28 protein-coding genes are annotated in these 19742 nt (G+C 45.0%); all 28 read left to right on the top strand.

Annotated features, from left to right (window positions below):
- The first annotated feature begins 82 nt into the window (after positions 1–82).
- Complete coding sequence (gene rpoC, locus ABEW32_RS15120; protein WP_430188833.1) at positions 83–3697, top strand: DNA-directed RNA polymerase subunit beta'; 3615 nt, start codon at positions 83–85, stop codon at positions 3695–3697.
- 213 nt (positions 3698–3910) lie between these two features.
- Positions 3911–4162, top strand: a complete 252-nt coding sequence (locus ABEW32_RS15115) for a ribosomal L7Ae/L30e/S12e/Gadd45 family protein (RefSeq protein WP_149034436.1) — start codon at positions 3911–3913, stop codon at positions 4160–4162.
- A 144-nt stretch (positions 4163–4306) separates the two neighbouring features.
- A complete protein-coding gene (gene rpsL, locus ABEW32_RS15110) occupies positions 4307–4729 on the top strand; it encodes a 30S ribosomal protein S12 (RefSeq protein WP_007432587.1) in 423 nt (140 codons plus the stop codon).
- A 50-nt stretch (positions 4730–4779) separates the two neighbouring features.
- Positions 4780–5250 (top strand): 30S ribosomal protein S7, encoded by a 471-nt coding sequence (rpsG, locus tag ABEW32_RS15105; RefSeq protein ID WP_007432586.1) that lies wholly within the window; start codon positions 4780–4782, stop codon positions 5248–5250.
- 47 nt (positions 5251–5297) lie between these two features.
- The gene (gene fusA / locus ABEW32_RS15100) at positions 5298–7376 is read left to right on the top strand and encodes an elongation factor G (RefSeq protein WP_430188830.1); all 2079 of its coding nucleotides are present in this window, start codon (positions 5298–5300) and stop codon (positions 7374–7376) included.
- Between the two features lie 92 nt (positions 7377–7468).
- The gene (tuf, locus tag ABEW32_RS15095; protein ID WP_013373267.1) at positions 7469–8659 is read left to right on the top strand and encodes an elongation factor Tu; all 1191 of its coding nucleotides are present in this window, start codon (positions 7469–7471) and stop codon (positions 8657–8659) included.
- 340 nt (positions 8660–8999) lie between these two features.
- Positions 9000–9308 carry a 30S ribosomal protein S10 gene (gene rpsJ / locus ABEW32_RS15090; RefSeq protein WP_005544556.1) on the top strand — a complete coding sequence of 103 codons (309 nt, stop codon included), beginning with the start codon at positions 9000–9002 and terminating at the stop codon, positions 9306–9308.
- A gap of 32 nt (positions 9309–9340) precedes the next feature.
- Positions 9341–9964, top strand: a complete 624-nt coding sequence (gene rplC, locus ABEW32_RS15085; protein WP_013312161.1) for a 50S ribosomal protein L3 — start codon at positions 9341–9343, stop codon at positions 9962–9964.
- A gap of 26 nt (positions 9965–9990) precedes the next feature.
- The gene (gene rplD / locus ABEW32_RS15080; protein ID WP_013312160.1) at positions 9991–10614 is read left to right on the top strand and encodes a 50S ribosomal protein L4; all 624 of its coding nucleotides are present in this window, start codon (positions 9991–9993) and stop codon (positions 10612–10614) included.
- Positions 10614–10904 (top strand): 50S ribosomal protein L23, encoded by a 291-nt coding sequence (rplW, locus tag ABEW32_RS15075; RefSeq protein ID WP_013373266.1) that lies wholly within the window; start codon positions 10614–10616, stop codon positions 10902–10904. The genes rplD and rplW overlap by 1 nt, the downstream gene beginning before the upstream one ends.
- Before the next feature lie 30 nt (positions 10905–10934).
- Positions 10935–11765 carry a 50S ribosomal protein L2 gene (gene rplB / locus ABEW32_RS15070; protein WP_016818651.1) on the top strand — a complete coding sequence of 277 codons (831 nt, stop codon included), beginning with the start codon at positions 10935–10937 and terminating at the stop codon, positions 11763–11765.
- Positions 11766–11837: 72 nt separating this feature from the next.
- On the top strand, positions 11838–12116 hold the full coding sequence (rpsS, locus tag ABEW32_RS15065; RefSeq protein WP_007432579.1) for a 30S ribosomal protein S19: 279 nt from the start codon (positions 11838–11840) through the stop codon (positions 12114–12116).
- A 35-nt stretch (positions 12117–12151) separates the two neighbouring features.
- Positions 12152–12484 (top strand): 50S ribosomal protein L22, encoded by a 333-nt coding sequence (rplV, locus tag ABEW32_RS15060; RefSeq protein ID WP_007432578.1) that lies wholly within the window; start codon positions 12152–12154, stop codon positions 12482–12484.
- Positions 12485–12497: 13 nt separating this feature from the next.
- Positions 12498–13163, top strand: a complete 666-nt coding sequence (gene rpsC / locus ABEW32_RS15055; RefSeq protein WP_007432577.1) for a 30S ribosomal protein S3 — start codon at positions 12498–12500, stop codon at positions 13161–13163.
- 2 nt (positions 13164–13165) lie between these two features.
- A complete protein-coding gene (gene rplP, locus ABEW32_RS15050; RefSeq protein WP_007432576.1) occupies positions 13166–13600 on the top strand; it encodes a 50S ribosomal protein L16 in 435 nt (144 codons plus the stop codon).
- Positions 13590–13787, top strand: coding sequence for a 50S ribosomal protein L29 (gene rpmC / locus ABEW32_RS15045; protein WP_007432575.1), 198 nt, complete (start codon positions 13590–13592; stop codon positions 13785–13787). The genes rplP and rpmC overlap by 11 nt, the downstream gene beginning before the upstream one ends.
- Positions 13788–13837: 50 nt before the next feature.
- Positions 13838–14101 (top strand): 30S ribosomal protein S17, encoded by a 264-nt coding sequence (gene rpsQ / locus ABEW32_RS15040; RefSeq protein ID WP_007432574.1) that lies wholly within the window; start codon positions 13838–13840, stop codon positions 14099–14101.
- 34 nt (positions 14102–14135) lie between these two features.
- Positions 14136–14504, top strand: a complete 369-nt coding sequence (rplN, locus tag ABEW32_RS15035; protein WP_007432573.1) for a 50S ribosomal protein L14 — start codon at positions 14136–14138, stop codon at positions 14502–14504.
- Positions 14505–14540: 36 nt separating this feature from the next.
- Positions 14541–14894 (top strand): 50S ribosomal protein L24, encoded by a 354-nt coding sequence (gene rplX / locus ABEW32_RS15030; protein ID WP_013312155.1) that lies wholly within the window; start codon positions 14541–14543, stop codon positions 14892–14894.
- Positions 14895–14925: 31 nt separating this feature from the next.
- Positions 14926–15471 (top strand): 50S ribosomal protein L5, encoded by a 546-nt coding sequence (gene rplE, locus ABEW32_RS15025; RefSeq protein WP_007432571.1) that lies wholly within the window; start codon positions 14926–14928, stop codon positions 15469–15471.
- 75 nt (positions 15472–15546) lie between these two features.
- The gene (locus ABEW32_RS15020) at positions 15547–15732 is read left to right on the top strand and encodes a type Z 30S ribosomal protein S14 (protein ID WP_010348808.1); all 186 of its coding nucleotides are present in this window, start codon (positions 15547–15549) and stop codon (positions 15730–15732) included.
- A gap of 32 nt (positions 15733–15764) precedes the next feature.
- A complete protein-coding gene (gene rpsH, locus ABEW32_RS15015; protein WP_007432570.1) occupies positions 15765–16163 on the top strand; it encodes a 30S ribosomal protein S8 in 399 nt (132 codons plus the stop codon).
- A gap of 33 nt (positions 16164–16196) precedes the next feature.
- On the top strand, positions 16197–16739 hold the full coding sequence (rplF, locus tag ABEW32_RS15010) for a 50S ribosomal protein L6 (protein ID WP_430188827.1): 543 nt from the start codon (positions 16197–16199) through the stop codon (positions 16737–16739).
- 113 nt (positions 16740–16852) lie between these two features.
- On the top strand, positions 16853–17221 hold the full coding sequence (rplR, locus tag ABEW32_RS15005) for a 50S ribosomal protein L18 (RefSeq protein ID WP_007432568.1): 369 nt from the start codon (positions 16853–16855) through the stop codon (positions 17219–17221).
- Between the two features lie 27 nt (positions 17222–17248).
- Positions 17249–17746 (top strand): 30S ribosomal protein S5, encoded by a 498-nt coding sequence (gene rpsE, locus ABEW32_RS15000; protein WP_013373261.1) that lies wholly within the window; start codon positions 17249–17251, stop codon positions 17744–17746.
- Between the two features lie 12 nt (positions 17747–17758).
- Positions 17759–17944, top strand: a complete 186-nt coding sequence (rpmD, locus tag ABEW32_RS14995) for a 50S ribosomal protein L30 (RefSeq protein ID WP_013373260.1) — start codon at positions 17759–17761, stop codon at positions 17942–17944.
- A 43-nt stretch (positions 17945–17987) separates the two neighbouring features.
- The gene (gene rplO / locus ABEW32_RS14990; RefSeq protein WP_013312149.1) at positions 17988–18428 is read left to right on the top strand and encodes a 50S ribosomal protein L15; all 441 of its coding nucleotides are present in this window, start codon (positions 17988–17990) and stop codon (positions 18426–18428) included.
- Positions 18428–19726: a preprotein translocase subunit SecY gene (secY, locus tag ABEW32_RS14985; protein ID WP_013373259.1), complete on the top strand. Its 1299-nt coding sequence runs from the start codon at positions 18428–18430 to the stop codon at positions 19724–19726. Before rplO ends, secY begins: the two co-directional genes overlap by 1 nt.
- Positions 19727–19742: the final 16 nt, after the last annotated feature.

Raw genomic sequence — 19742 nt, 5'->3', positions numbered from 1 at the left:
GATCAGGCTTCTTGATACCGCCCGGTGCTGCCGGGCGGTATCAAACCTAAAAACTCAGGATTTGGTTAAGGAGGGTTGCTCCTTGTTGGACGTTAACAATTTCGAATATATGAAAATCGGGCTTGCTTCCCCCGAAAAGATTCGTTCTTGGTCCCGCGGAGAAGTCAAAAAACCGGAGACGATTAACTATCGTACGCTTAAACCGGAAAAAGAAGGACTATTTTGCGAGAAAATTTTCGGACCTACGAAAGACTGGGAATGTCACTGTGGTAAGTACAAACGTGTACGCTATAAAGGTGTTGTCTGCGACCGCTGTGGAGTAGAAGTTACCCGCGCTAAGGTTCGCCGTGAACGTATGGGCCACATTGAGTTGGCTGCTCCTGTATCGCACATTTGGTACTTCAAAGGCATTCCGAGTCGTATGGGTCTTGCTCTTGATATGTCTCCAAGATCTTTGGAAGAGATCATTTACTTCGCATCTTATGTTGTAACTGATCCAGGAGATACGCCTTTGGAGAAAAAGCAACTCCTGTCCGAGAAAGAATATCGCAGCTACCGTGAGAAATACGGCTACGGATTCCAGGCGGGAATGGGTGCTGAAGCGGTTAAAAAGCTTCTTCAAGATTTAGATATAGATAAAGAATTGGAATTTTTGAAAGAAGAGCTGCGTACAGCTCAAGGGCAACGTCGAAACCGTGCAATCAAGCGCCTTGAAGTTATTGAGGCATTCCGTAACTCCGGCAACCAGCCGGATTGGATGATCATGGACGTACTGCCTGTAATTCCTCCTGAGCTTCGTCCAATGGTACAGCTGGATGGCGGACGTTTTGCTACTTCTGACCTGAATGATTTGTATCGTCGTGTTATTAACCGTAATAACCGTCTGAAACGCTTGTTAGATTTGGGTGCGCCAGATATTATCGTGCAGAATGAAAAACGGATGCTGCAGGAAGCTGTTGACGCTCTGATTGATAATGGTCGTCGTGGTCGTCCTGTTACAGGTCCAGGTAATCGTCCTTTGAAATCCCTCAGCCACATGCTGAAAGGTAAACAAGGACGTTTCCGTCAAAACTTGCTCGGTAAACGTGTTGACTACTCCGGTCGTTCCGTTATCGTAGTAGGTCCGTACTTGAAGATGTATCAATGCGGTCTGCCGAAAGAAATGGCACTGGAACTGTTCAAGCCTTTTGTTATGAAAGAGCTTGTTAACAAAGGTTTGGCACACAACATTAAGAGCGCGAAGCGCAAAGTAGAGCGTGTGAGTGCTGAAGTATGGGATGTGCTCGAAGAAGTAATCAAAGAGCATCCAGTTCTTCTAAACCGTGCCCCTACGCTGCATAGATTGGGTATTCAAGCGTTTGAACCGATCTTGGTTGAAGGTCGTGCGATTCGTTTGCATCCACTCGTATGTACGGCATATAATGCCGACTTTGACGGTGACCAAATGGCGGTTCACGTTCCGTTGTCTGCAGAAGCTCAAGCGGAAGCTCGTTTGCTCATGCTGGCATCCGGCAACATTTTGAATCCAAAAGACGGCAAGCCTGTTGTTACCCCTTCCCAGGATATGGTCCTTGGTTCATTCTATTTGACTATGGACAACAAGGAAGAAGAGGGAAGCAACATGATCCTTCGCAACCCGAATGAGGCTATCTCGGCTTATCAACGTGGAACAGCGGGTCTTCATGCTCGTGTAGCTATTCCGGTTAAGGCTTTGAATAAAACGAGCTTTACAGAGAAGCAACAGGATGCAATGTTGATTACAACTGTGGGTAAAATCATCTTTAATGAGATTTTCCCGGCAAGCTTCCCGTACATCAATGACGCTACTCGTGCCAACCTGCTCTATGGTACTGCTGAAGAGTTCTTTGTTTACGAGAAGGGTGTAAACCTTACTGAAGCCATCCAGAACGCTCCGCAAGCTAGTGGAGTGGGCAAGGATTACCTTGGTAATATCATCGCCCGTTGCTTTGAAATCTACCATACGACAGAAACTGCTGTGATTTTGGATAAAATCAAACAGCTTGGCTTTACGTATTCTACTCGTGCAGGTGTGACGGTTGCTGTGGCAGACGTAGTTGTACCTCAAGAGAAACAGGATATCCTTAAAGCGTCTGACGATAAGGCGCAAGTCGTAACCAATCAGTACCGTCGTGGTCTGATTACGAACGAGGAACGCTATGACCGGATTATTGATATTTGGTCCAAGGCCAAAGACGATATTACAGACATTTTGATGAAATCCATGGATCGCTACAACTCTATCATGATGATGGTTGACTCCAAAGCGCGTGGTAACAAATCGCAGATTACCCAGCTTGGCGGTATGCGTGGACTGATGGCGAATCCATCGGGTCGTATTATCGAGCTCCCAATTAAATCGAATTTCCGTGAAGGTCTGACAGTACTCGAGTACTTCATCTCCACTCACGGAGCGCGTAAAGGTTTGGCGGATACAGCGTTACGTACGGCTGACTCCGGTTACCTGACTCGTCGTCTCGTTGATGTGGCACAAGATGTTATCGTGCGCGAAGATGACTGCGGAACGGATAAAGGCTTTACAGTAAGCCGCATCCAGGACGGTAAAGAAGTCATTGAGGACCTGTACGATCGTCTGGAAGGTCGTTATTGCTTCGAAACCGTACGTCATCCTGAGACGGGTGAGATCTTGGCTAGACGCAACGAATTGATTGACTCCAACAAAGCTGAGGCGATTGTTAAAGCTGGCGTGGATAAAGTTCAAATTCGTTCCGTGCTAAGCTGCCGTGCAAAACATGGCGTCTGCAAAAAATGCTACGGTCGTAATCTGGCTACTGGTAAACACGTTGAGATTGGTGAAGCAGTTGGTATTATCGCGGCTCAATCCATCGGTGAACCAGGGACACAGCTCACCATGCGTACGTTCCACACAGGTGGTGTAGCGGGCGACGATATTACACAAGGTTTGCCTCGTATCCAGGAGCTTTTTGAAGCACGTAATCCTAAAGGTCAGGCAACCATCAGTGAAATTGACGGTGTAGTTAAAGAGGTTCGTGAAGGGAAAGACCGTCGCGAAATCGACATTCAAGGTGAAGCTGAAACAAAAACCTATTCCGTCACTTATGGTTCACGTCTGCGCGTAAGCGAAGGTATGACTGTTGAAGCCGGGGATGAACTGACGGATGGTTCGATCGACCCTAAAGAAATGCTGCGTATTAAAGGTATTCGCGGGGTGCAGAACTATATCCTTCAGGAAGTTCAACGTGTATACCGGAACCAAGGTGTAGAAATCAACGACAAGCACGTAGAAGTTATGATTCGTCAAATGTTGCGTAAAATTCGCATCATTGACGCAGGTGACACGACACTGCTTCCAGGTTCATTTGTTGATGTGCATGAGTATGAAAATGCAAACAAGATAGCGATTCTTAGTGGTCAAGAACCAGCGGTAGCCAAACCGGTTCTCCTCGGTATTACCAAGGCGTCTTTGGAAACTGATTCCTTCTTGTCAGCAGCATCCTTCCAGGAAACTACTCGTGTCTTGACAGATGCAGCTATTAAAGGAAAAGTCGATCAGCTACTTGGATTGAAGGAGAATGTAATTATCGGTAAATTGATCCCTGCGGGAACAGGTATGAACCGCTACCGTAGCGTGAAATTTGCCCAGCCTGAAGAGGGGCAAACCTCATCTGAAGAGCTTGAACCCATTTCGGCTGAGTAATATAAAATAGTATTAGCCCGGAACACCGTAGAAATGACCTTTGATAAAGGCTATAGAAGCGGTGCTCCGGTGCTTCTTATAAAAATGTAATGTATTACTTGATTGAATGAACTATAGTTGATATTTATCTTGACATTGTCCATAGTCAATGCTAATATAGCAAAGGTGCGTGAGCAGCCTATATGCTATTGGGTCTTTTCGGAGGAATGAGATATGTCTAAAGAACAGGGACTGCAAGATGCTCATGTCAAAATCGGTACCAAACAAACCATTCGCATGGTAGAGTTGGGCTTTGCCTCGGAAGTATATGTGGCAGAAGACGCAGATCAGCGTCTCACTTCCAACATCATTGATTTGTGCAATAAGCAAGGAGTCAAAGTGACTCTTGTTGACACAATGAAAAATCTCGGAGCTGCATGCGGGATTGAAGTGGGAGCCGCGATGGCTGCTATCGTAAAACAATAGGGTAAGGAACGTTTTTGTCTAGAGAATCGTTATTCTTGGCGGCAAAGACTTTTCATTTGTTCTTTTATGAACCGCCTGGGTCTGTGGGCTTAGAAAAGGTTTGTAAAGTAACAGCAAAAATTGAGGAAGGGGGTGGCAACCAACATGCCAACTATTAACCAACTGGTTCGTAAAGGACGTCAAGCCAAAATCGAGAAATCGAAATCACCGGCTTTGCAAAAAGGTTTTAATGCCTTGAAACGTGAAGCTACCGACATCAGTGCCCCGCAAAAACGCGGAGTTTGCACTCGTGTAGGTACTATGACTCCGAAAAAACCAAACTCCGCACTTCGTAAATATGCTCGTGTTCGCTTGACGAACCGTGTAGAGGTGACTGCTTACATTCCAGGTATTGGACATAACCTTCAAGAACACAGCGTAGTGCTGATTCGTGGCGGTCGTGTAAAAGACCTTCCGGGTGTGCGTTACCACATCGTTCGCGGTGCTTTGGATACTGCAGGCGTAAACAACCGCATGCAAGCTCGTTCCAAATACGGCGCAAAACGCCCTAAAGCTAAAAAATCCTAATGAATATAAACCGCATATGCAGGTTTAACATGTAAGAAAGGGGGATATCCATGCCACGCAAAGGTCCAGTTACCAAAAGAGACGTGTTGCCAGATCCGGTATACAACAGCAAGTTGGTTACTCGCTTGATCAACCGCATCATGCTCGACGGAAAACGAGGCGTTGCTCAAAGCATTCTGTATAATGCGTTCAAGCTTATCCAAGAACGTACGGGTAATGACCCGATGGAAGTATTTGAAGCAGCTATCAAGAATATCATGCCAGTCCTGGAAGTTAAAGCACGCCGTGTCGGCGGTGCCAACTACCAAGTACCAATCGAGGTAAAACCAGAAAGACGTACGTCCCTGGGATTACGTTGGCTCGTAAACTACTCCCGCAACCGCGGCGAGAAAACTATGGAAGAGCGTTTGGCGGCTGAGATTATCGATGCTTCCAACAACACAGGCGCTTCCGTGAAAAAACGTGAAGACACACACAAAATGGCTGAAGCGAACAAAGCGTTTGCTCACTATCGTTGGTAGGATTCAGCTTAAAAAAATAACTTCAATTTTGAAGGGAGACCCATTTCATGGCAAGAGAGTTCTCCTTGAAAAATACACGTAATATCGGGATCATGGCTCATATTGACGCGGGTAAAACCACAACAACAGAGCGGATCTTGTTCTACACAGGCCGTACGCACAAAATCGGTGAAGTTCACGAAGGCGCTGCGACAATGGACTGGATGGAACAAGAACAAGAGCGCGGAATCACGATTACTTCCGCTGCGACGACCGCTGCCTGGAAAGGTCACCGCGTCAATATCATCGACACCCCGGGGCACGTTGACTTCACTGTTGAAGTTGAACGTTCCCTTCGTGTATTGGACGGAGCAGTTGGTGTTTTCAGTGCGAAAGAAGGCGTTGAGCCTCAGTCTGAAACCGTATGGAGACAGGCTGATCGCTATGGCGTTCCACGGATCGCATATGTAAACAAAATGGATATTATTGGTGCCGACTTCTTGAACGTTGTAGCTGATATGCGTGATCGCCTTCAAGCGAACGCAGTTGCAATTCAACTTCCGATCGGTGCAGAAAATGACTTTTTAGGTATCATCGATATTGTTGAACAAAAGGCTCATATGTACAAAGATGACCTTGGTCAAAATATCGAAGAAGCTGAAATTCCTGCGGAATACAAAGACAAAGTCGAAGAACTCCGCAACGAATTGATCGAGAAGGTTGCTGAACTGGATGAAGATTTGACTATGAAATACCTTGAAGGCGAAGAGATCACGGTTGAAGAAATTAAAGCCGCTCTCCGTAAAGGTGTTGTAGAAGTTAAAATCTTCCCAGTTATCTGTGGATCTTCTTACCGTAACAAAGGTGTTCAGTTGATGCTGGACGCTGTTGTTGATTACCTGCCAGCTCCTATTGATGTACCTAGTATTCAAGGTCATCTGGAAGATGGAACGGAAGTTGAACGTCATTCTTCTGATGAAGAGCCTTTCTCCGCATTGGCTTTCAAAATTATGACGGATCCTTACGTTGGTAAATTGACATTCTTCCGCGTATACTCCGGTGTTCTTCAATCCGGTTCTTACGTATTGAATGCAACAAAAGGCAAACGCGAACGTATCGGACGTATTCTTCAAATGCATGCGAACAGCCGTCAAGAAATCACTGAAGTTTACTCCGGTGACATTGCGGCAGCCGTAGGTTTGAAAGATACAGGTACAGGTGATACACTGTGTGATGAGAAGAATCCTGTTATTCTCGAATCCATGAACTTCCCTGATCCGGTTATCGAAATCGCGGTTGAGCCTAAAACCAAAGCTGACCAAGACAAAATGGCAGTTGCACTCGGTAAGTTGACCGAAGAAGATCCAACTCTTCGTGCTTCGACTAACGAAGAAACTGGCCAAACTATCTTGGCAGGTATGGGTGAGCTTCACTTGGACATTATCATTGACCGCATGCGTCGTGAGTTCAAAGTGGAAACCAATGTTGGTAAACCACAGGTAGCATACCGTGAAACATTCCGTGCTCCAGCTCGTGTTGAAGGTAAGTTTGTTCGTCAATCCGGTGGTCGTGGTCAATATGGTCACGTATGGGTTGAGTTCGAACCACTCGAAGCAGGTACTGGTAGCCAGTTTGAAAGCAAGGTTGTCGGTGGTTCTGTTCCAAGAGAATACATCGGACCTGCACTTGCTGGTATCGAAGAGCAAATGAAAAACGGTGTCCTTGCAGGCTTCCCGCTTGTGGACGTTAAAGCTACAATTGTGGATGGATCATACCATGATGTCGATTCCAATGAAATGGCATTTAAAATTGCCGGTTCAATGGCGCTGAAAGCAGCGAAAGACAAATGTAAACCTGTATTGCTTGAGCCGATTATGAAAGTTGAAGTAACGGTTCCAGAGGAATACATGGGAGACGTAATGGGTATGCTGAACTCCCGTCGTGGACGGATTGAAGGTATGGATTCCCGTGGCGGTGCCCAAATTATTCGTGCAATGGTTCCATTGTCCGAAATGTTTGGATATTCCACTACACTTCGTTCCGGTACACAAGGACGCGGTGTGTTCTCCATGGAGCTTCATCACTATGAAGAAGTTCCGAAGAGCATTGCTGAAGAGATCGTTGCCAAAACCAAAGGCGGCGAGTAATACAATGTATTAGCTGATCGGATACTCTAGGTTTTCCAAGGGGTTTCCGACAGCCTAAAAATAAAACATGTTATTGAGGAGGAATTGTTCAAATGGCAAAGGCTAAGTTTGAACGTAACAAACCGCACGTTAATATCGGTACAATTGGTCACGTCGATCATGGTAAAACAACTTTGACTGCTGCAATCACAACTGTACTTTCCAAAACTTACGGTGGTGCTGCTGTAGCATTCGATCAAATCGATAAAGCTCCAGAAGAGCGCGAACGCGGTATCACAATCTCCACTGCACACGTGGAATATGAAACACCTAACCGTCACTATGCACACGTTGACTGCCCAGGTCACGCCGACTATGTTAAAAACATGATCACTGGCGCTGCACAAATGGACGGAGCGATTCTGGTTGTATCCGCAGCTGACGGTCCTATGCCACAAACTCGCGAACACATCCTCTTGTCCCGTCAAGTAGGTGTTCCATACATCGTTGTATTCCTGAACAAATGCGACATGGTTGAAGACGAAGAGTTGCTGGAATTGGTTGAAATGGAAGTTCGCGATTTGCTGAGCGAATACGACTTCCCAGGCGACGACACTCCAATCACTCGTGGTTCCGCTCGTGAAGCACTGCAAAACCCAGATGGCGACTGGGCTAAGAAAATCGTTGAAATGTTCGAAACAATCGACACTTACATCCCAACTCCAGAACGCGACACTGACAAGCCTTTCCTTATGCCTGTCGAGGACGTATTCTCCATCACTGGTCGTGGTACAGTTGCTACAGGCCGTGTAGAGCGTGGTACAGTTAAAGTGGGCGACGAAATCGAAATCATCGGTATTCAAGAAGAATCCCGTAAATCCGTAGTAACAGGCGTAGAAATGTTCCGTAAATTGCTTGACTCCGCTCAAGCTGGGGACAACATCGGCGCACTGCTTCGCGGTGTAGATCGTGCACAAATCGAGCGTGGGCAAGTATTGGCTAAACCAGGTTCTGTTAACCCACATACAGAATTCTCTGCTCAAATCTACGTTTTGACTAAAGAAGAAGGCGGACGTCACAAACCTTTCTTCACTGGTTACCGTCCACAGTTCTACTTCCGTACAACTGACGTAACTGGAATCATTACTTTGCCAGAAGGTTCCGAAATGGTAATGCCTGGTGACAACATTACGGTTACTGTTCAACTGATCAGCCCAATCGCGATTGAAGAAGGAACTAAGTTCTCCATTCGTGAAGGTGGACGTACAGTTGGTGCAGGTGCTGTAGCAACAATCTCCAAATAATAGGGCTTCGAGCCTTGGATATAGCAACATTGTACTGGAACGAGTAACATTGTATTGGAACGAAGTAAAACGAGCCCCTGCCATGGTGCGGGGGCTTTTCTCTTGAGGAAAATCGCGAGCTGCGAACACAATTGTTATCTTTGAAAAAAAGATGCATTGTTTTTTTCGTTATTGCTTGCAATAGGCAGAAGTATTCGATATAATAACTAATGTTGTTTGTGACTGTGCGATGATGTGAGAGGTTACTGACACACCCGGCCCCTTTGCCATGGGAGGGCTGTCGGAAAATTTTCACGGAGTATGTCCGATACCAAATTGGGCGATAGAAGGAGGGACTAAAATGGCAAAGCAAAAAATTCGTATTCGTTTGAAAGCTTACGATCACAGAATTCTTGATCAATCCGCTGAGAAAATTGTTGAAACAGCTAAACGTTCGGGTGCAGGTGTTTCCGGACCAATTCCGCTGCCAACTGAAAAACAAATCATTACTATTCTCCGTGCGGTACACAAGTACAAGGATTCTCGGGAACAATTCGAAATGCGCACACACAAGCGTTTGATCGACATTGTTAATCCGACTCCACAAACTGTGGATGCCTTGATGCGCTTGGACCTGCCGTCCGGTGTAGATATCGAAATTAAATTGTAATATGTAATTAGGAAAAGAAAAGAGGTGTCAACATGAAAGGTATCTTAGGAAAAAAACTCGGAATGACTCAAGTGTTTACCCCTGAAGGTAACGTACTTGCTGTTACGGTTATCGAAGCTGGTCCTTGTGTTGTTCTGCAAAAGAAAGATCTGGAAAACGATGGATACGAAGCTATCCAACTCGGATTCTCTGATAAAAAAGAAAAAAGATCCAATAAACCTGAAGCAGGACATGCTAAAAAAGCAAATACTGCACCTAAGCGCTACGTTCGTGAACTTCGTGGCATCGACCTTGCTGCGTACGAGGTTGGCCAAGAACTGAAGGCTGATGTCTTCACAGAAGGCGAATTCGTTGACGTAACAGGTATTTCTAAAGGTAAAGGTTTTGCCGGCGTTATTAAACGTTGGGGACAAAGCCGCGGACCAATGGCACACGGCTCGCGTTACCACAGAGGTCCAGGTTCCATGGGTTCCATTCAAGCTAACCGCGTTCCTAAAGGTAAACACTTGCCAGGACACATGGGGCATGAAACGGTAACGATCCAACGTCTTGAAGTTGTTAAGATCGATACAGAACGTAATGTGTTGCTCGTGAAAGGTTCCATTCCAGGGCCTAAAAACAGCTTCGTTAAAGTATTAGAAACGGTGAAAAAATAATCAACTGAAGAAAGGAGGAACACAAAATGCCAAAAGTAGCACTATTTAATATTAGCGGCAGCCAAGTTGGCGAAATTGAATTGAACGATGCAGTGTTCGGTATCGAGCCGAATAAACACGTTCTTCATGACGCTGTTGTTATGCAATTGGCTTCCTTGCGTCAAGGTACTCACAAAGTAAAAGGACGTTCTGAAGTACGTGGCGGCGGACGTAAACCTTGGAAACAAAAAGGTACTGGCCGCGCTCGTCAAGGTTCGATTCGTGCACCACAATGGGTTGGTGGCGGTACTGTATTTGGTCCGACTCCACGTAGCTATGCTTACAAATTGCCTAAAAAAGTTCGTCGTCTGGCGATCAAATCGGCACTGTCATCCAAAGTGATTGAGAATGAAATCATCGTGTTGGACGCTCTTACACTGAACGGACCTAAAACGAAAGAATTCGCAGCCATTTTGAATAACCTTAAAGCAGATCGTAAAGCATTGATTGTAGCTCCTAGCTATGATGATAATGTAGCACTTTCCGCTCGTAATATTCCTGGTGTGAAGTTTGTAGCCGCAGACGGCATTAATGTTCTTGATGTGCTCGGACACGACAAACTGATCATTACGAAGGAAGCAGTTCAGAAGGTAGAGGAGGTGCTCGCGTAATGAAGGATCCTCGTGATATTATCAAGCGTCCGATTATCACCGAACGTACGGCTGGTATGATGAATGACTTGAAATATGTTTTCGAAGTTGACATTCGTTCCAACAAAGTCGAAGTTAAGAAAGCAATCGAAGCAATTTTTAACGTGAAAGTAAGTAACGTTAATACACTTCGTGTTCCTGCAAAACCAAAACGCTACGGACGTCATTCCGGCTATACGAGCGAGTGGAAAAAAGCGTTCGTAACGCTGAGCAAAGACAGTAAGCCGCTTGAGTTTTTTGAAACAGTATAATTGAATCTGTAAAGTAAGGAGGGAAACTCAGTGCCAATTAAAAAGTATAAACCGACGTCCCCGGCCAGACGTGCAATGTCTGTATCTACTTTCGAAGAGATCACAACAAATCAGCCCGAGAAATCGTTGCTGGCACCTCTGAGCAAGCAAGCTGGACGTAATAACCAAGGTAAAATTACAGTTCGTCATCATGGCGGCGGACACAAACGTAAATACCGTATTATTGACTTCAAACGTAACAAAGATGGAATACCGGGCCGCGTTGCTACGATCGAATATGATCCAAACCGTACGTCCAACATCGCACTTATCCACTATGTGGATGGTGAAAAACGTTACATCATCGCTCCTAAAGGTTTGAAAGTAGGAGATGTAGTGGTATCCGGTCCGGACTCCGATATTAAAATCGGTAACTCCTTGCCGTTGGAAAACATTCCAGTAGGTACGGTTATCCACAATATCGAATTGAAACCGGGTAAAGGTGGCCAACTTGTTCGCGCTGCTGGTACGGAAGCCCAACTTCTTGGTAAAGAAGAGAAGTATGTAACAATTCGTTTGACCTCTGGTGAAGTGCGTCGCATTCTGAAAGTTTGCCGCGCTACAATCGGATCTGTAGGTAACGAAGACCACGAGCTTGTTAAGATCGGTAAAGCTGGTCGTAGTCGTTGGTTGGGACAACGTCCTGAAGTTCGCGGTGTTGTTATGAACCCTAACGATCACCCTCACGGTGGTGGTGAAGGTCGCGCTCCAATCGGACGTAAATCTCCAATGTCTCCATGGGGCAAACCAACCCTTGGTTACAAAACACGTAAAAAAGGTAAAGCATCTGATAAGTACATCGTTCGTCGTCGTACTAAGTAATAAAACGTGCGCTTAAGTCGCACGTTAACATATTAAAGAACGACTACGTTTTAACGAAGGGAGGATTCACAAATGGGTCGCAGTCTCAAAAAAGGACCATTTATTGATGGTTACCTGTTGAAAAAAGTAGAGGTTTTGAACGAGTCTGACAAAAAAGTCGTGATCAAAACTTGGTCCCGTCGCTCTACAATTTTCCCGCAATTTATCGGACACACGTTTGGTGTATATGATGGTCGTAAACACGTACCTGTATACGTAACGGAAGATATGGTTGGACACAAATTGGGCGAATTCGCTCCAACGCGTACGTACAAAGGCCATACGGATGACGATAAGAAAACAAGAAGATAATCAACACAGCGTAGTGTTTGAGAGGAGGTAACTCAATGGAAGCAAAAGCACATGCTAAATCCGTGCGGATTTCCGCTCGTAAAGTGAAACTTGTTATCGATTTGATTCGTGGCAAGCAGGTAGGTGAGGCGATTGCAATTCTTCGTCACACTCCGAAATCCGCTTCTCCAGTCGTTGAGAAATTGCTGAATTCTGCTATCGCAAATGCAGATCACAACTACTCCATGGACGTAAATAAATTGGTAGTGTCTGAGGTTTTTGTAAACCAAGGTCCTACAATGAAACGGTTCCGCCCGCGTGCAATGGGTCGTGCAAGCCGCATCAATAAACGCACCAGTCATATTACTCTGGTGGTATCTGAAAAATAAGGAGGGAAAACGTGTGGGCCAAAAGGTAAATCCCGTCGGACTCCGAATCGGTATTATCCGTGATTGGGAATCCAAATGGTATGCAGGCAAAGATTTCGGTGATCTTTTGCTGGAAGACGTTAAGATTCGTGAGCATCTGAAGAAAAGATTGAAAGACTCCGCTGTATCCCGTGTTGAAATCGAGAGAGCAGCTAACCGTGTCAACGTGACGATTCACACTGCGAAACCAGGTATGGTTATCGGTAAGGGTGGTTCCGAAGTTGAAAATCTGCGTAATGAAATCACTAAAATCGCAGGCGGTAAAAAGGTACACATCAATATCTCTGAAATTAAAAATCCTGAACTGGATGCAATTCTCGTTGCTGAAAGCATTGCACAACAATTGGAACGTCGTGTTTCTTTCCGTCGTGCGTTGAAACAAGCAATTCAAAGAACTATGCGTTCCGGTGCAAAAGGAATTAAAACTCAAGTAGGCGGACGTCTTGGCGGTGCCGAAATCGCTCGTTCCGAAGGATACAGCGAAGGAACTGTTCCACTGCATACGCTTCGTGCTGACATCGACTATGGTACAGCAGAGGCTCATACTACTTATGGCCGTCTTGGCGTAAAAGTATGGATCTATCGTGGAGAGGTTCTTCCTCCAGCTAAGAAACAAGCTCCTCAGGAAGGAGGCAACTAATCATGTTGGTACCTAAACGCGTAAAACATCGTAAACAACAACGTGGTCACATGAAGGGTCGTGCAAAAGGCGGTACTACACTGAATTTTGGTGAGTACGGTTTGCAAGCTACTGAACCAGCATGGATCACTAACCGTCAAATCGAAGCTGCTCGTATTGCGATGACTCGTTACATCAAACGTGGTGGTAAGGTTTGGATTAAAATTTTCCCTGACAAACCAATTACTCAAAAGCCTCTTGAGGTTCGTATGGGTAGTGGTAAAGGTAACGTAGAAAAATGGGTTGCAGTAGTGAAGCCAGGTAAGATCATGTTTGAACTTGCTGGTGTACCGGAAGAGATTGCTCGTGAAGCAATGCGTCTTGCCGCTCACAAACTGCCAATCAAAACTAAGTTTGTGAAACGTGAAGAATTGGGTGGTGAAGCAAATGAAGGCTAGTGAATTCCGCAACCTTACCACTGCTGAAATCGAACAAAAGATCTCTGGTTTTAAAGAAGAACTTTTTAACCTTCGTTTTCAACTCGCTACCGGTCAGCTTGATAACCCGACTCGGATCGGTGCTGTGCGTAAGGAAATTGCTCGTGCTAAAACTGTGATCCGTGAAAGAGAACTTGGGATTAGCTAAGATATTAGACCGGGTGGAAATTCCGCCTGTAATTAGGAAGGAGGCCAACAATGAGCGAACGTAATGCCCGTAAAGTATTAGTCGGTAAAGTAGTCAGCGACAAAATGGATAAAACGATTGTGATTGCTGTAGAAACTTACAAAAAACATGATCTCTACCATAAACGCATTAAAGTGACTAAAAAATTCAAAGCTCATGATGAAAACAACACTGCACAAATCGGTGATACTGTTAAAATCATGGAAACTCGTCCTTTGTCCAAAGACAAAAACTGGAGACTGGTCGAAATCGTTGAAAAAGCTGTTATAATCTAATGTAGTGTAGTTTTTCCGAAAGGAGGATAAATAAATGATTCAACCATTTACACGTTTGACTGTAGCTGACAATTCCGGCGCGAAGGAACTGATGTGTATCCGTGTGCTCGGTGGTACGGGACGTCGTACAGCTCAAATTGGTGACCTGATCGTTTGTTCCGTAAAACAAGCAACACCAGGCGGCGTTGTCAAAAAGGGTGATGTAGTAAGAGCGGTTGTCGTTCGCACTAAACGTTCTATCCGCCGTAAAGACGGTTCCTACATCGGATTTGATGAGAACGCAGCAGTGGTCGTTAAAGAAGACAAGAGCCCACGCGGTACTCGTATTTTCGGACCAGTTGCTCGCGAACTTCGTGACAAAGATTTCATGAAAATCGTTTCCTTGGCTCCGGAAGTGATCTAAATTCACCTTAAAATGTGCCCGTAGGAGGTGTACGAAATGCCAAAAGTGAAAAAAGTTCTGGAATCCCACAACAACAAGCTGCACGTCAAAAAAGACGACACTGTTCTGGTGATTACAGGTAAAGATAAAGGTAAAAAAGGTCGCGTTATCGCTGCTTATCCTCGTCAAAACCGTGTGCTTGTGGAAGGTGTTAACATGATTAAAAAACACCAAAAGCCTAATCAGCTGAATCCACAAGGCGGCATCATCGAGAAAGAAGCTCCGATTCACGTTTCCAACGTTATGCACATTGATCCGAAGAGCGGAAAAGTAACTCGTGTTGGTTACAAGGTTTTGGACAATGGGAAAAAAGTACGTATTGCAAAACGTTCAGGCGAAGTGATCGACTAATTATTTTTTGAAGAAAGGAGGACTATGATTCATGGCAACAACAAGAATGAAAGAACGTTTCTTGAAAGAAATCACTCCTGCTTTGATGCAGAAGTTCAACTATACAACAGTGATGCAAGTGCCTAAAATCGAGAAAGTAGTAATCAACATGGGTGTTGGCGACGCAGTCCAAAACTCCAAAGTACTTGATTCTGCTCTCAACGACATGCAGCTGATCGCTGGTCAAAAACCAGTTATCACTCGCGCAAAAAAATCTATTGCAGGTTTTAAATTGCGTGAAAACATGCCGATCGGTGTAAAGGTAACACTTCGTGGTGAGCGTATGTATTACTTCTTGGACAAATTGTTCAACATTACACTCCCTCGCGTACGTGACTTCCATGGTGTATCAACAAAAGCTTTTGACGGACGTGGTAACTACACGCTTGGTTTGAAAGAACAGTTGATCTTCCCGGAAATTGAGTACGATCAAGTTGATAAAGTTCGTGGTATGGATATCGTTATCGTAACGACTGCCAAGACTGACGAAGAGTCCCGTGAGCTTCTGACTCAGCTGGGCATGCCTTTCGCGAAATAATGTTGGCATAACGTTTCGGGCGTCTGATTTAAAGACACCCTGTTCTCCGAAACTATTTAGGAGGTGTCAGGCTAAGTGGCAAAAACTTCAATGAAAGTCAAACAACAACGCGCACCAAAGTTTAAAGTTCGTGCTTATACTCGTTGCGAACGTTGTGGTCGTCCACATTCGGTGCTGCAAAAGTTTAAGATCTGCAGAATTTGCTTCCGTGAATTAGCTTATAAAGGCCAGATTCCTGGCGTGAAAAAAGCAAGCTGGTAAAAAGTCCTGTTTGGGAAGGAGGTTTATACACAATGACTATGTCTGATCCAATTGCAGATATGCTTACTCGTATTCGTAACGCGAACACTGTTCGCCACGAAACAGTAGAAATGCCTGCATCTACAATGAAAAAACAAATCGCCGACATCCTGAAACGTGAAGGATTCATTCGTGATGCGGAATTTGTTGAAGATAGCAAACAAGGGATCATCCGTATTTTCTTGAAATACGGTGCGAACAACGAGCGTGTTATCACAGGTTTGAAAAGAATCAGTAAGCCAGGTCTTCGCGTTTACACGAAGAGCAATGAGATTCCACGTGTATTGGGTGGACTCGGGATCGCAATCATTTCAACATCCAAAGGTATCATGACCGACAAAGAAGCACGTCAGTCCAAAGCCGGCGGAGAAGTGGTTTGCTACGTTTGGTAATTTAATGTTTAAAAGATAGGAGGTGCAACAGATATGTCCCGTATTGGTCGTAAACCAATCACAGTACCAAGTGGTGTTGACGTGACTTTGAACAACACAGTGATCACAGTTAAAGGTCCTAAAGGAACATTGACTCGTGAACTTCATAAAGACATGTCCGTTACTGTGGAAAATAATGAAATTAGTGTAGTTCGTCCTTCGGACAACAAACTTCACCGCTCTTTGCATGGAACAACCCGCAGCGTTGTCAGCAACATGGTAAGTGGTGTAACTGAAGGCTTTTCAAAATCTCTGGAGCTGGTTGGGGTCGGATATCGTGCAAGCAAATCCGGAGATAAAATCGTTCTGAACGTTGGATACTCTCACCCGGTTGAAATTACACCGGAAGCGGGCATCGAGTTCGAAGTTCCTTCGAACACTAAAATTATCGTTCACGGTATTGATAAAGAGCGTGTAGGTGCCTATGCTGCTAAGATTCGTTCCGTTCGTGAACCTGAACCGTACAAAGGTAAAGGGATTAAATACGAAGGCGAGCGCATCATCCGTAAAGAAGGTAAAGCCGGTAAGAAGAAATAAGTTTCTTACCGACTTTGTGCGGTCTTTCTACTGGAAAGACTTGTACTCTTTTTTACCCAGTGCGTCTTAGTATAAAGTTTTAAAAGGCAAACTGAAGGGAGTGAAAACTTGAGATGATTACAAAACAAGATAAAAATAAAGCACGTGTCAGAAGACATCTGCGTGTACGTAAGAAAATCGAAGGTACGGCTGTACGTCCTCGTTTGAACGTATTCCGCTCTTCCAAGCATATCTACGCACAACTGATTGATGATGTTGCTGGTGTAACATTGGTTTCTGCATCAACTATGGATAAAGAACTGAGCAGCGAAATCAAAAACGGTGGTAGTGTAGAAGCAGCTCGTAAGGTTGGCGAACTCGTTGCTAAACGTGCGAAAGAAAAAGGCCATGCTAACATCGTATTTGATCGTGGTGGATACTTGTATCATGGACGGATTCAAGCTTTGGCTGATGCAGCTCGCGAAGCAGGCCTTGAATTCTAAGACATTTCTCAAAAGGAGGTTAACGACTTGCGTGTAGATCCGAATACTTTGGAACTGACTGAAAGAGTAGTAAATATTAATCGTGTAGCTAAAGTTGTCAAAGGCGGACGCCGTTTTAGCTTCAGTGCTCTGGTAGTAGTGGGCGACGGCAACGGCTGGGTAGGCGCTGGAATCGGTAAAGCGGGCGAAGTACCTGATGCGATTCGCAAAGGTATTGAAGATGCTAAGAAAAACCTGGTTCACGTTCCACTCGTAGGCACAACAATTCCTCACCTTGTTACAGGTAAGTTCGGTGCTGGCCGGGTTCTCTTGAAACCGGCATCGGAAGGTACTGGGGTTATCGCTGGTGGTCCAGTTCGTGCTGTTCTGGAGCTTGCTGGTGTAGGTGATATCTTGACAAAATCTTTGGGTTCTTCGAATTCCATGAACATGGTCAATGCGACTTTGGAAGGTTTGTCCCGCTTGAAACGCGCTGAAGATGTTGCTAAATTGCGCGGCAAATCTATCGAAGAGCTGCTGGGCTAAGGAGGGAATATCATGGCGAAATTAGAAATTACCCTCGTTCGTTCGTTGATCGGTCGTCCTGGTACTCAGAGAACGACTGTTAAAACGCTCGGCTTGCGTAAAATCAACCATAAAGTAGTTCAACCCGACAATGCAGCAATTCGCGGGATGATTAATCAAGTTAGCCATTTGGTTTCTGTTAAAGAAATCGAGGCATAAGAAATAAAGTTTTTAAACAATAATCAAGGAGGTGCAACGAACGATGAAGTTACATGAGCTTTCCCCAGCTCCAGGCTCCCGCAAAGAACGTAAACGTTTGGGTCGTGGTCCTAGTAGCGGTACGGGTAAAACTTCTGGTCGTGGTCATAAGGGTCAAAACGCTCGTTCCGGCGGTGGTGTACGTCCGGGCTTCGAGGGTGGTCAAAACCCACTGTATCGTCGCTTGCCTAAACGCGGTTTCGTAAATCCTACTCGTAAAGAGTATGCGGTTTTGAATATCGAAGATTTGAACAGTTTTGCAGCGGGTACAGAAGTAAGCCCTGAGTTTTTGCTGAACAATGGTATTGTGAAGAACGCGAAATCCGGAATTAAAATTCTGGGTAACGGTGAAATCACTGTGAAATTGACAGTTAAAGCGAACAAGTTCTCTCAATCTGCGGTAGAGAAAATTGAAGCTGCCGGCGGTAAAACCGAGGTGATCTAATGTTCAAGACCCTGAAAAATATATGGCGGGTTGAGGATCTTAGAACCCGAATCCTGTTTACCCTGTTTATACTCTTTGTATATCGTATTGGCTCCTTCGTGCCGGTTCCCGGTGTGAATAAGCAAGTCTTTACTTCTCAGGATCAGGCAGGAAGCGAGTTGTTTGGACTCCTTAACACCTTCTCAGGGGGCGCGTTGTATCAGTTTTCGATCTTCGCCCTCGGGATTATGCCATATATTACAGCGTCCATCATTGTACAGTTGCTGTCAATGGACGTGATTCCGAAACTTGCGGAATGGGCTAAACAAGGAGAGCATGGTAAAAAGAAATTGGCTCAAATTACACGGTATGGCACTGTAATACTGGGCTTAATCCAAGCATTCGGAACGTCGATTGGTTTCAATCGACTGTACGGTGCAGCGATGATTCCAGGTGCTACTTTTGCTGATTATCTGGTTATTGCCATTGTGCTTACTGCAGGAACTACGTTCCTTATGTGGCTCGGTGAGCAAATTACCGAAAAGGGAATCGGTAATGGTATCTCTATTGTAATCTTCGCAGGGATCGCGGCAGGTATTCCAAGACATATTCGGACGATTGTAGAATCTCAGTTTATTCAAGCAGATCAGCTGTTTATGAATATTCTGAAGGCAATTATTATTGCCTTGGTGGTTGTTCTGATTATTGTTGGTGTTATCTACATCCAACAAGGTATTCGGAAGATTCCAGTACAATACGCAAAACGTGTAGTTGGCAACAAAATGTACGGTGGCCAGAATACGCATATTCCGATGAAAATTAATGCGGCAGGCGTCATTCCGGTAATCTTTGCGGTATCATTGCTGCAATTCCCGACAATTATTGCGAGTTTCTGGGCAGATCATGCTTGGGCTAAGTGGATTACCACTTACTTGTATTATGACAAGCCGCTGGGCATGGTTTTGTATGTCGTAATGATTATCGGTTTCACATTCTTCTATACCTTTGTACAGATGAATCCGCAGCAAATGGCCGACAATATGAAGAAAAACGGCGGCTATATTCCGGGTATTCGCCCTGGTAAAGCCACGGAGAAATACTTGACACGAGTGATGTCACGTTTGACAATGACAGGAGCTTTGTTCCTGGCAGTCATATCCGTTTTGCCGGTATTCTTCGGTTCGCTTTCGGGCTTGCCTCGTTCCGTGCAAATTGGCGGTACTTCATTGCTCATCATTATTGGTGTAGCATTGGATACAATGAAGCAAATCGAAAGCCAACTGATCAAACGCCATTACAAAGGCTTCATCAACAAATAGGCAATAGGTACCGGCA

The organism is Paenibacillus jamilae (genome assembly GCF_050482105.1).
Classification (GTDB): Bacteria; Bacillota; Bacilli; order Paenibacillales; family Paenibacillaceae; genus Paenibacillus; species Paenibacillus jamilae_B.
The sequence above is the reverse complement of the archived record's forward strand: the minus strand, read 5'-3'. Positions and strand labels throughout refer to the sequence as shown.

Excerpts from the sequence above, each read along its gene's own strand:
- rplC (WP_013312161.1), top strand. The coding sequence starts at position 9,341 with ATGAAAGGTATCTTAGGAAAAAAACTCGGAATGACTCAAGTGTTTACC.
- rpsJ (WP_005544556.1), top strand. The coding sequence starts at position 9,000 with ATGGCAAAGCAAAAAATTCGTATTCGTTTGAAAGCTTACGATCACAGA.
- tuf (WP_013373267.1), top strand. The coding sequence starts at position 7,469 with ATGGCAAAGGCTAAGTTTGAACGTAACAAACCGCACGTTAATATCGGT.
- rplF (WP_430188827.1), top strand. The coding sequence starts at position 16,197 with ATGTCCCGTATTGGTCGTAAACCAATCACAGTACCAAGTGGTGTTGAC.
- fusA (WP_430188830.1), top strand. The coding sequence starts at position 5,298 with ATGGCAAGAGAGTTCTCCTTGAAAAATACACGTAATATCGGGATCATG.
- rplO (WP_013312149.1), top strand. The coding sequence starts at position 17,988 with ATGAAGTTACATGAGCTTTCCCCAGCTCCAGGCTCCCGCAAAGAACGT.
- rplE (WP_007432571.1), top strand. The coding sequence starts at position 14,926 with ATGGCAACAACAAGAATGAAAGAACGTTTCTTGAAAGAAATCACTCCT.
- rpsG (WP_007432586.1), top strand. The coding sequence starts at position 4,780 with ATGCCACGCAAAGGTCCAGTTACCAAAAGAGACGTGTTGCCAGATCCG.
- rplV (WP_007432578.1), top strand. The coding sequence starts at position 12,152 with ATGGAAGCAAAAGCACATGCTAAATCCGTGCGGATTTCCGCTCGTAAA.
- ABEW32_RS15115 (WP_149034436.1), top strand. The coding sequence starts at position 3,911 with ATGTCTAAAGAACAGGGACTGCAAGATGCTCATGTCAAAATCGGTACC.
- rpmC (WP_007432575.1), top strand. The coding sequence starts at position 13,590 with ATGAAGGCTAGTGAATTCCGCAACCTTACCACTGCTGAAATCGAACAA.
- rplW (WP_013373266.1), top strand. The coding sequence starts at position 10,614 with ATGAAGGATCCTCGTGATATTATCAAGCGTCCGATTATCACCGAACGT.
- rpsL (WP_007432587.1), top strand. The coding sequence starts at position 4,307 with ATGCCAACTATTAACCAACTGGTTCGTAAAGGACGTCAAGCCAAAATC.
- rplD (WP_013312160.1), top strand. The coding sequence starts at position 9,991 with ATGCCAAAAGTAGCACTATTTAATATTAGCGGCAGCCAAGTTGGCGAA.
- rpsS (WP_007432579.1), top strand. The coding sequence starts at position 11,838 with ATGGGTCGCAGTCTCAAAAAAGGACCATTTATTGATGGTTACCTGTTG.
- rpsQ (WP_007432574.1), top strand. The coding sequence starts at position 13,838 with ATGAGCGAACGTAATGCCCGTAAAGTATTAGTCGGTAAAGTAGTCAGC.
- rpmD (WP_013373260.1), top strand. The coding sequence starts at position 17,759 with ATGGCGAAATTAGAAATTACCCTCGTTCGTTCGTTGATCGGTCGTCCT.
- secY (WP_013373259.1), top strand. The coding sequence starts at position 18,428 with ATGTTCAAGACCCTGAAAAATATATGGCGGGTTGAGGATCTTAGAACC.
- rplP (WP_007432576.1), top strand. The coding sequence starts at position 13,166 with ATGTTGGTACCTAAACGCGTAAAACATCGTAAACAACAACGTGGTCAC.
- rplN (WP_007432573.1), top strand. The coding sequence starts at position 14,136 with ATGATTCAACCATTTACACGTTTGACTGTAGCTGACAATTCCGGCGCG.
- rplX (WP_013312155.1), top strand. The coding sequence starts at position 14,541 with ATGCCAAAAGTGAAAAAAGTTCTGGAATCCCACAACAACAAGCTGCAC.
- rplR (WP_007432568.1), top strand. The coding sequence starts at position 16,853 with ATGATTACAAAACAAGATAAAAATAAAGCACGTGTCAGAAGACATCTG.
- rpsH (WP_007432570.1), top strand. The coding sequence starts at position 15,765 with ATGACTATGTCTGATCCAATTGCAGATATGCTTACTCGTATTCGTAAC.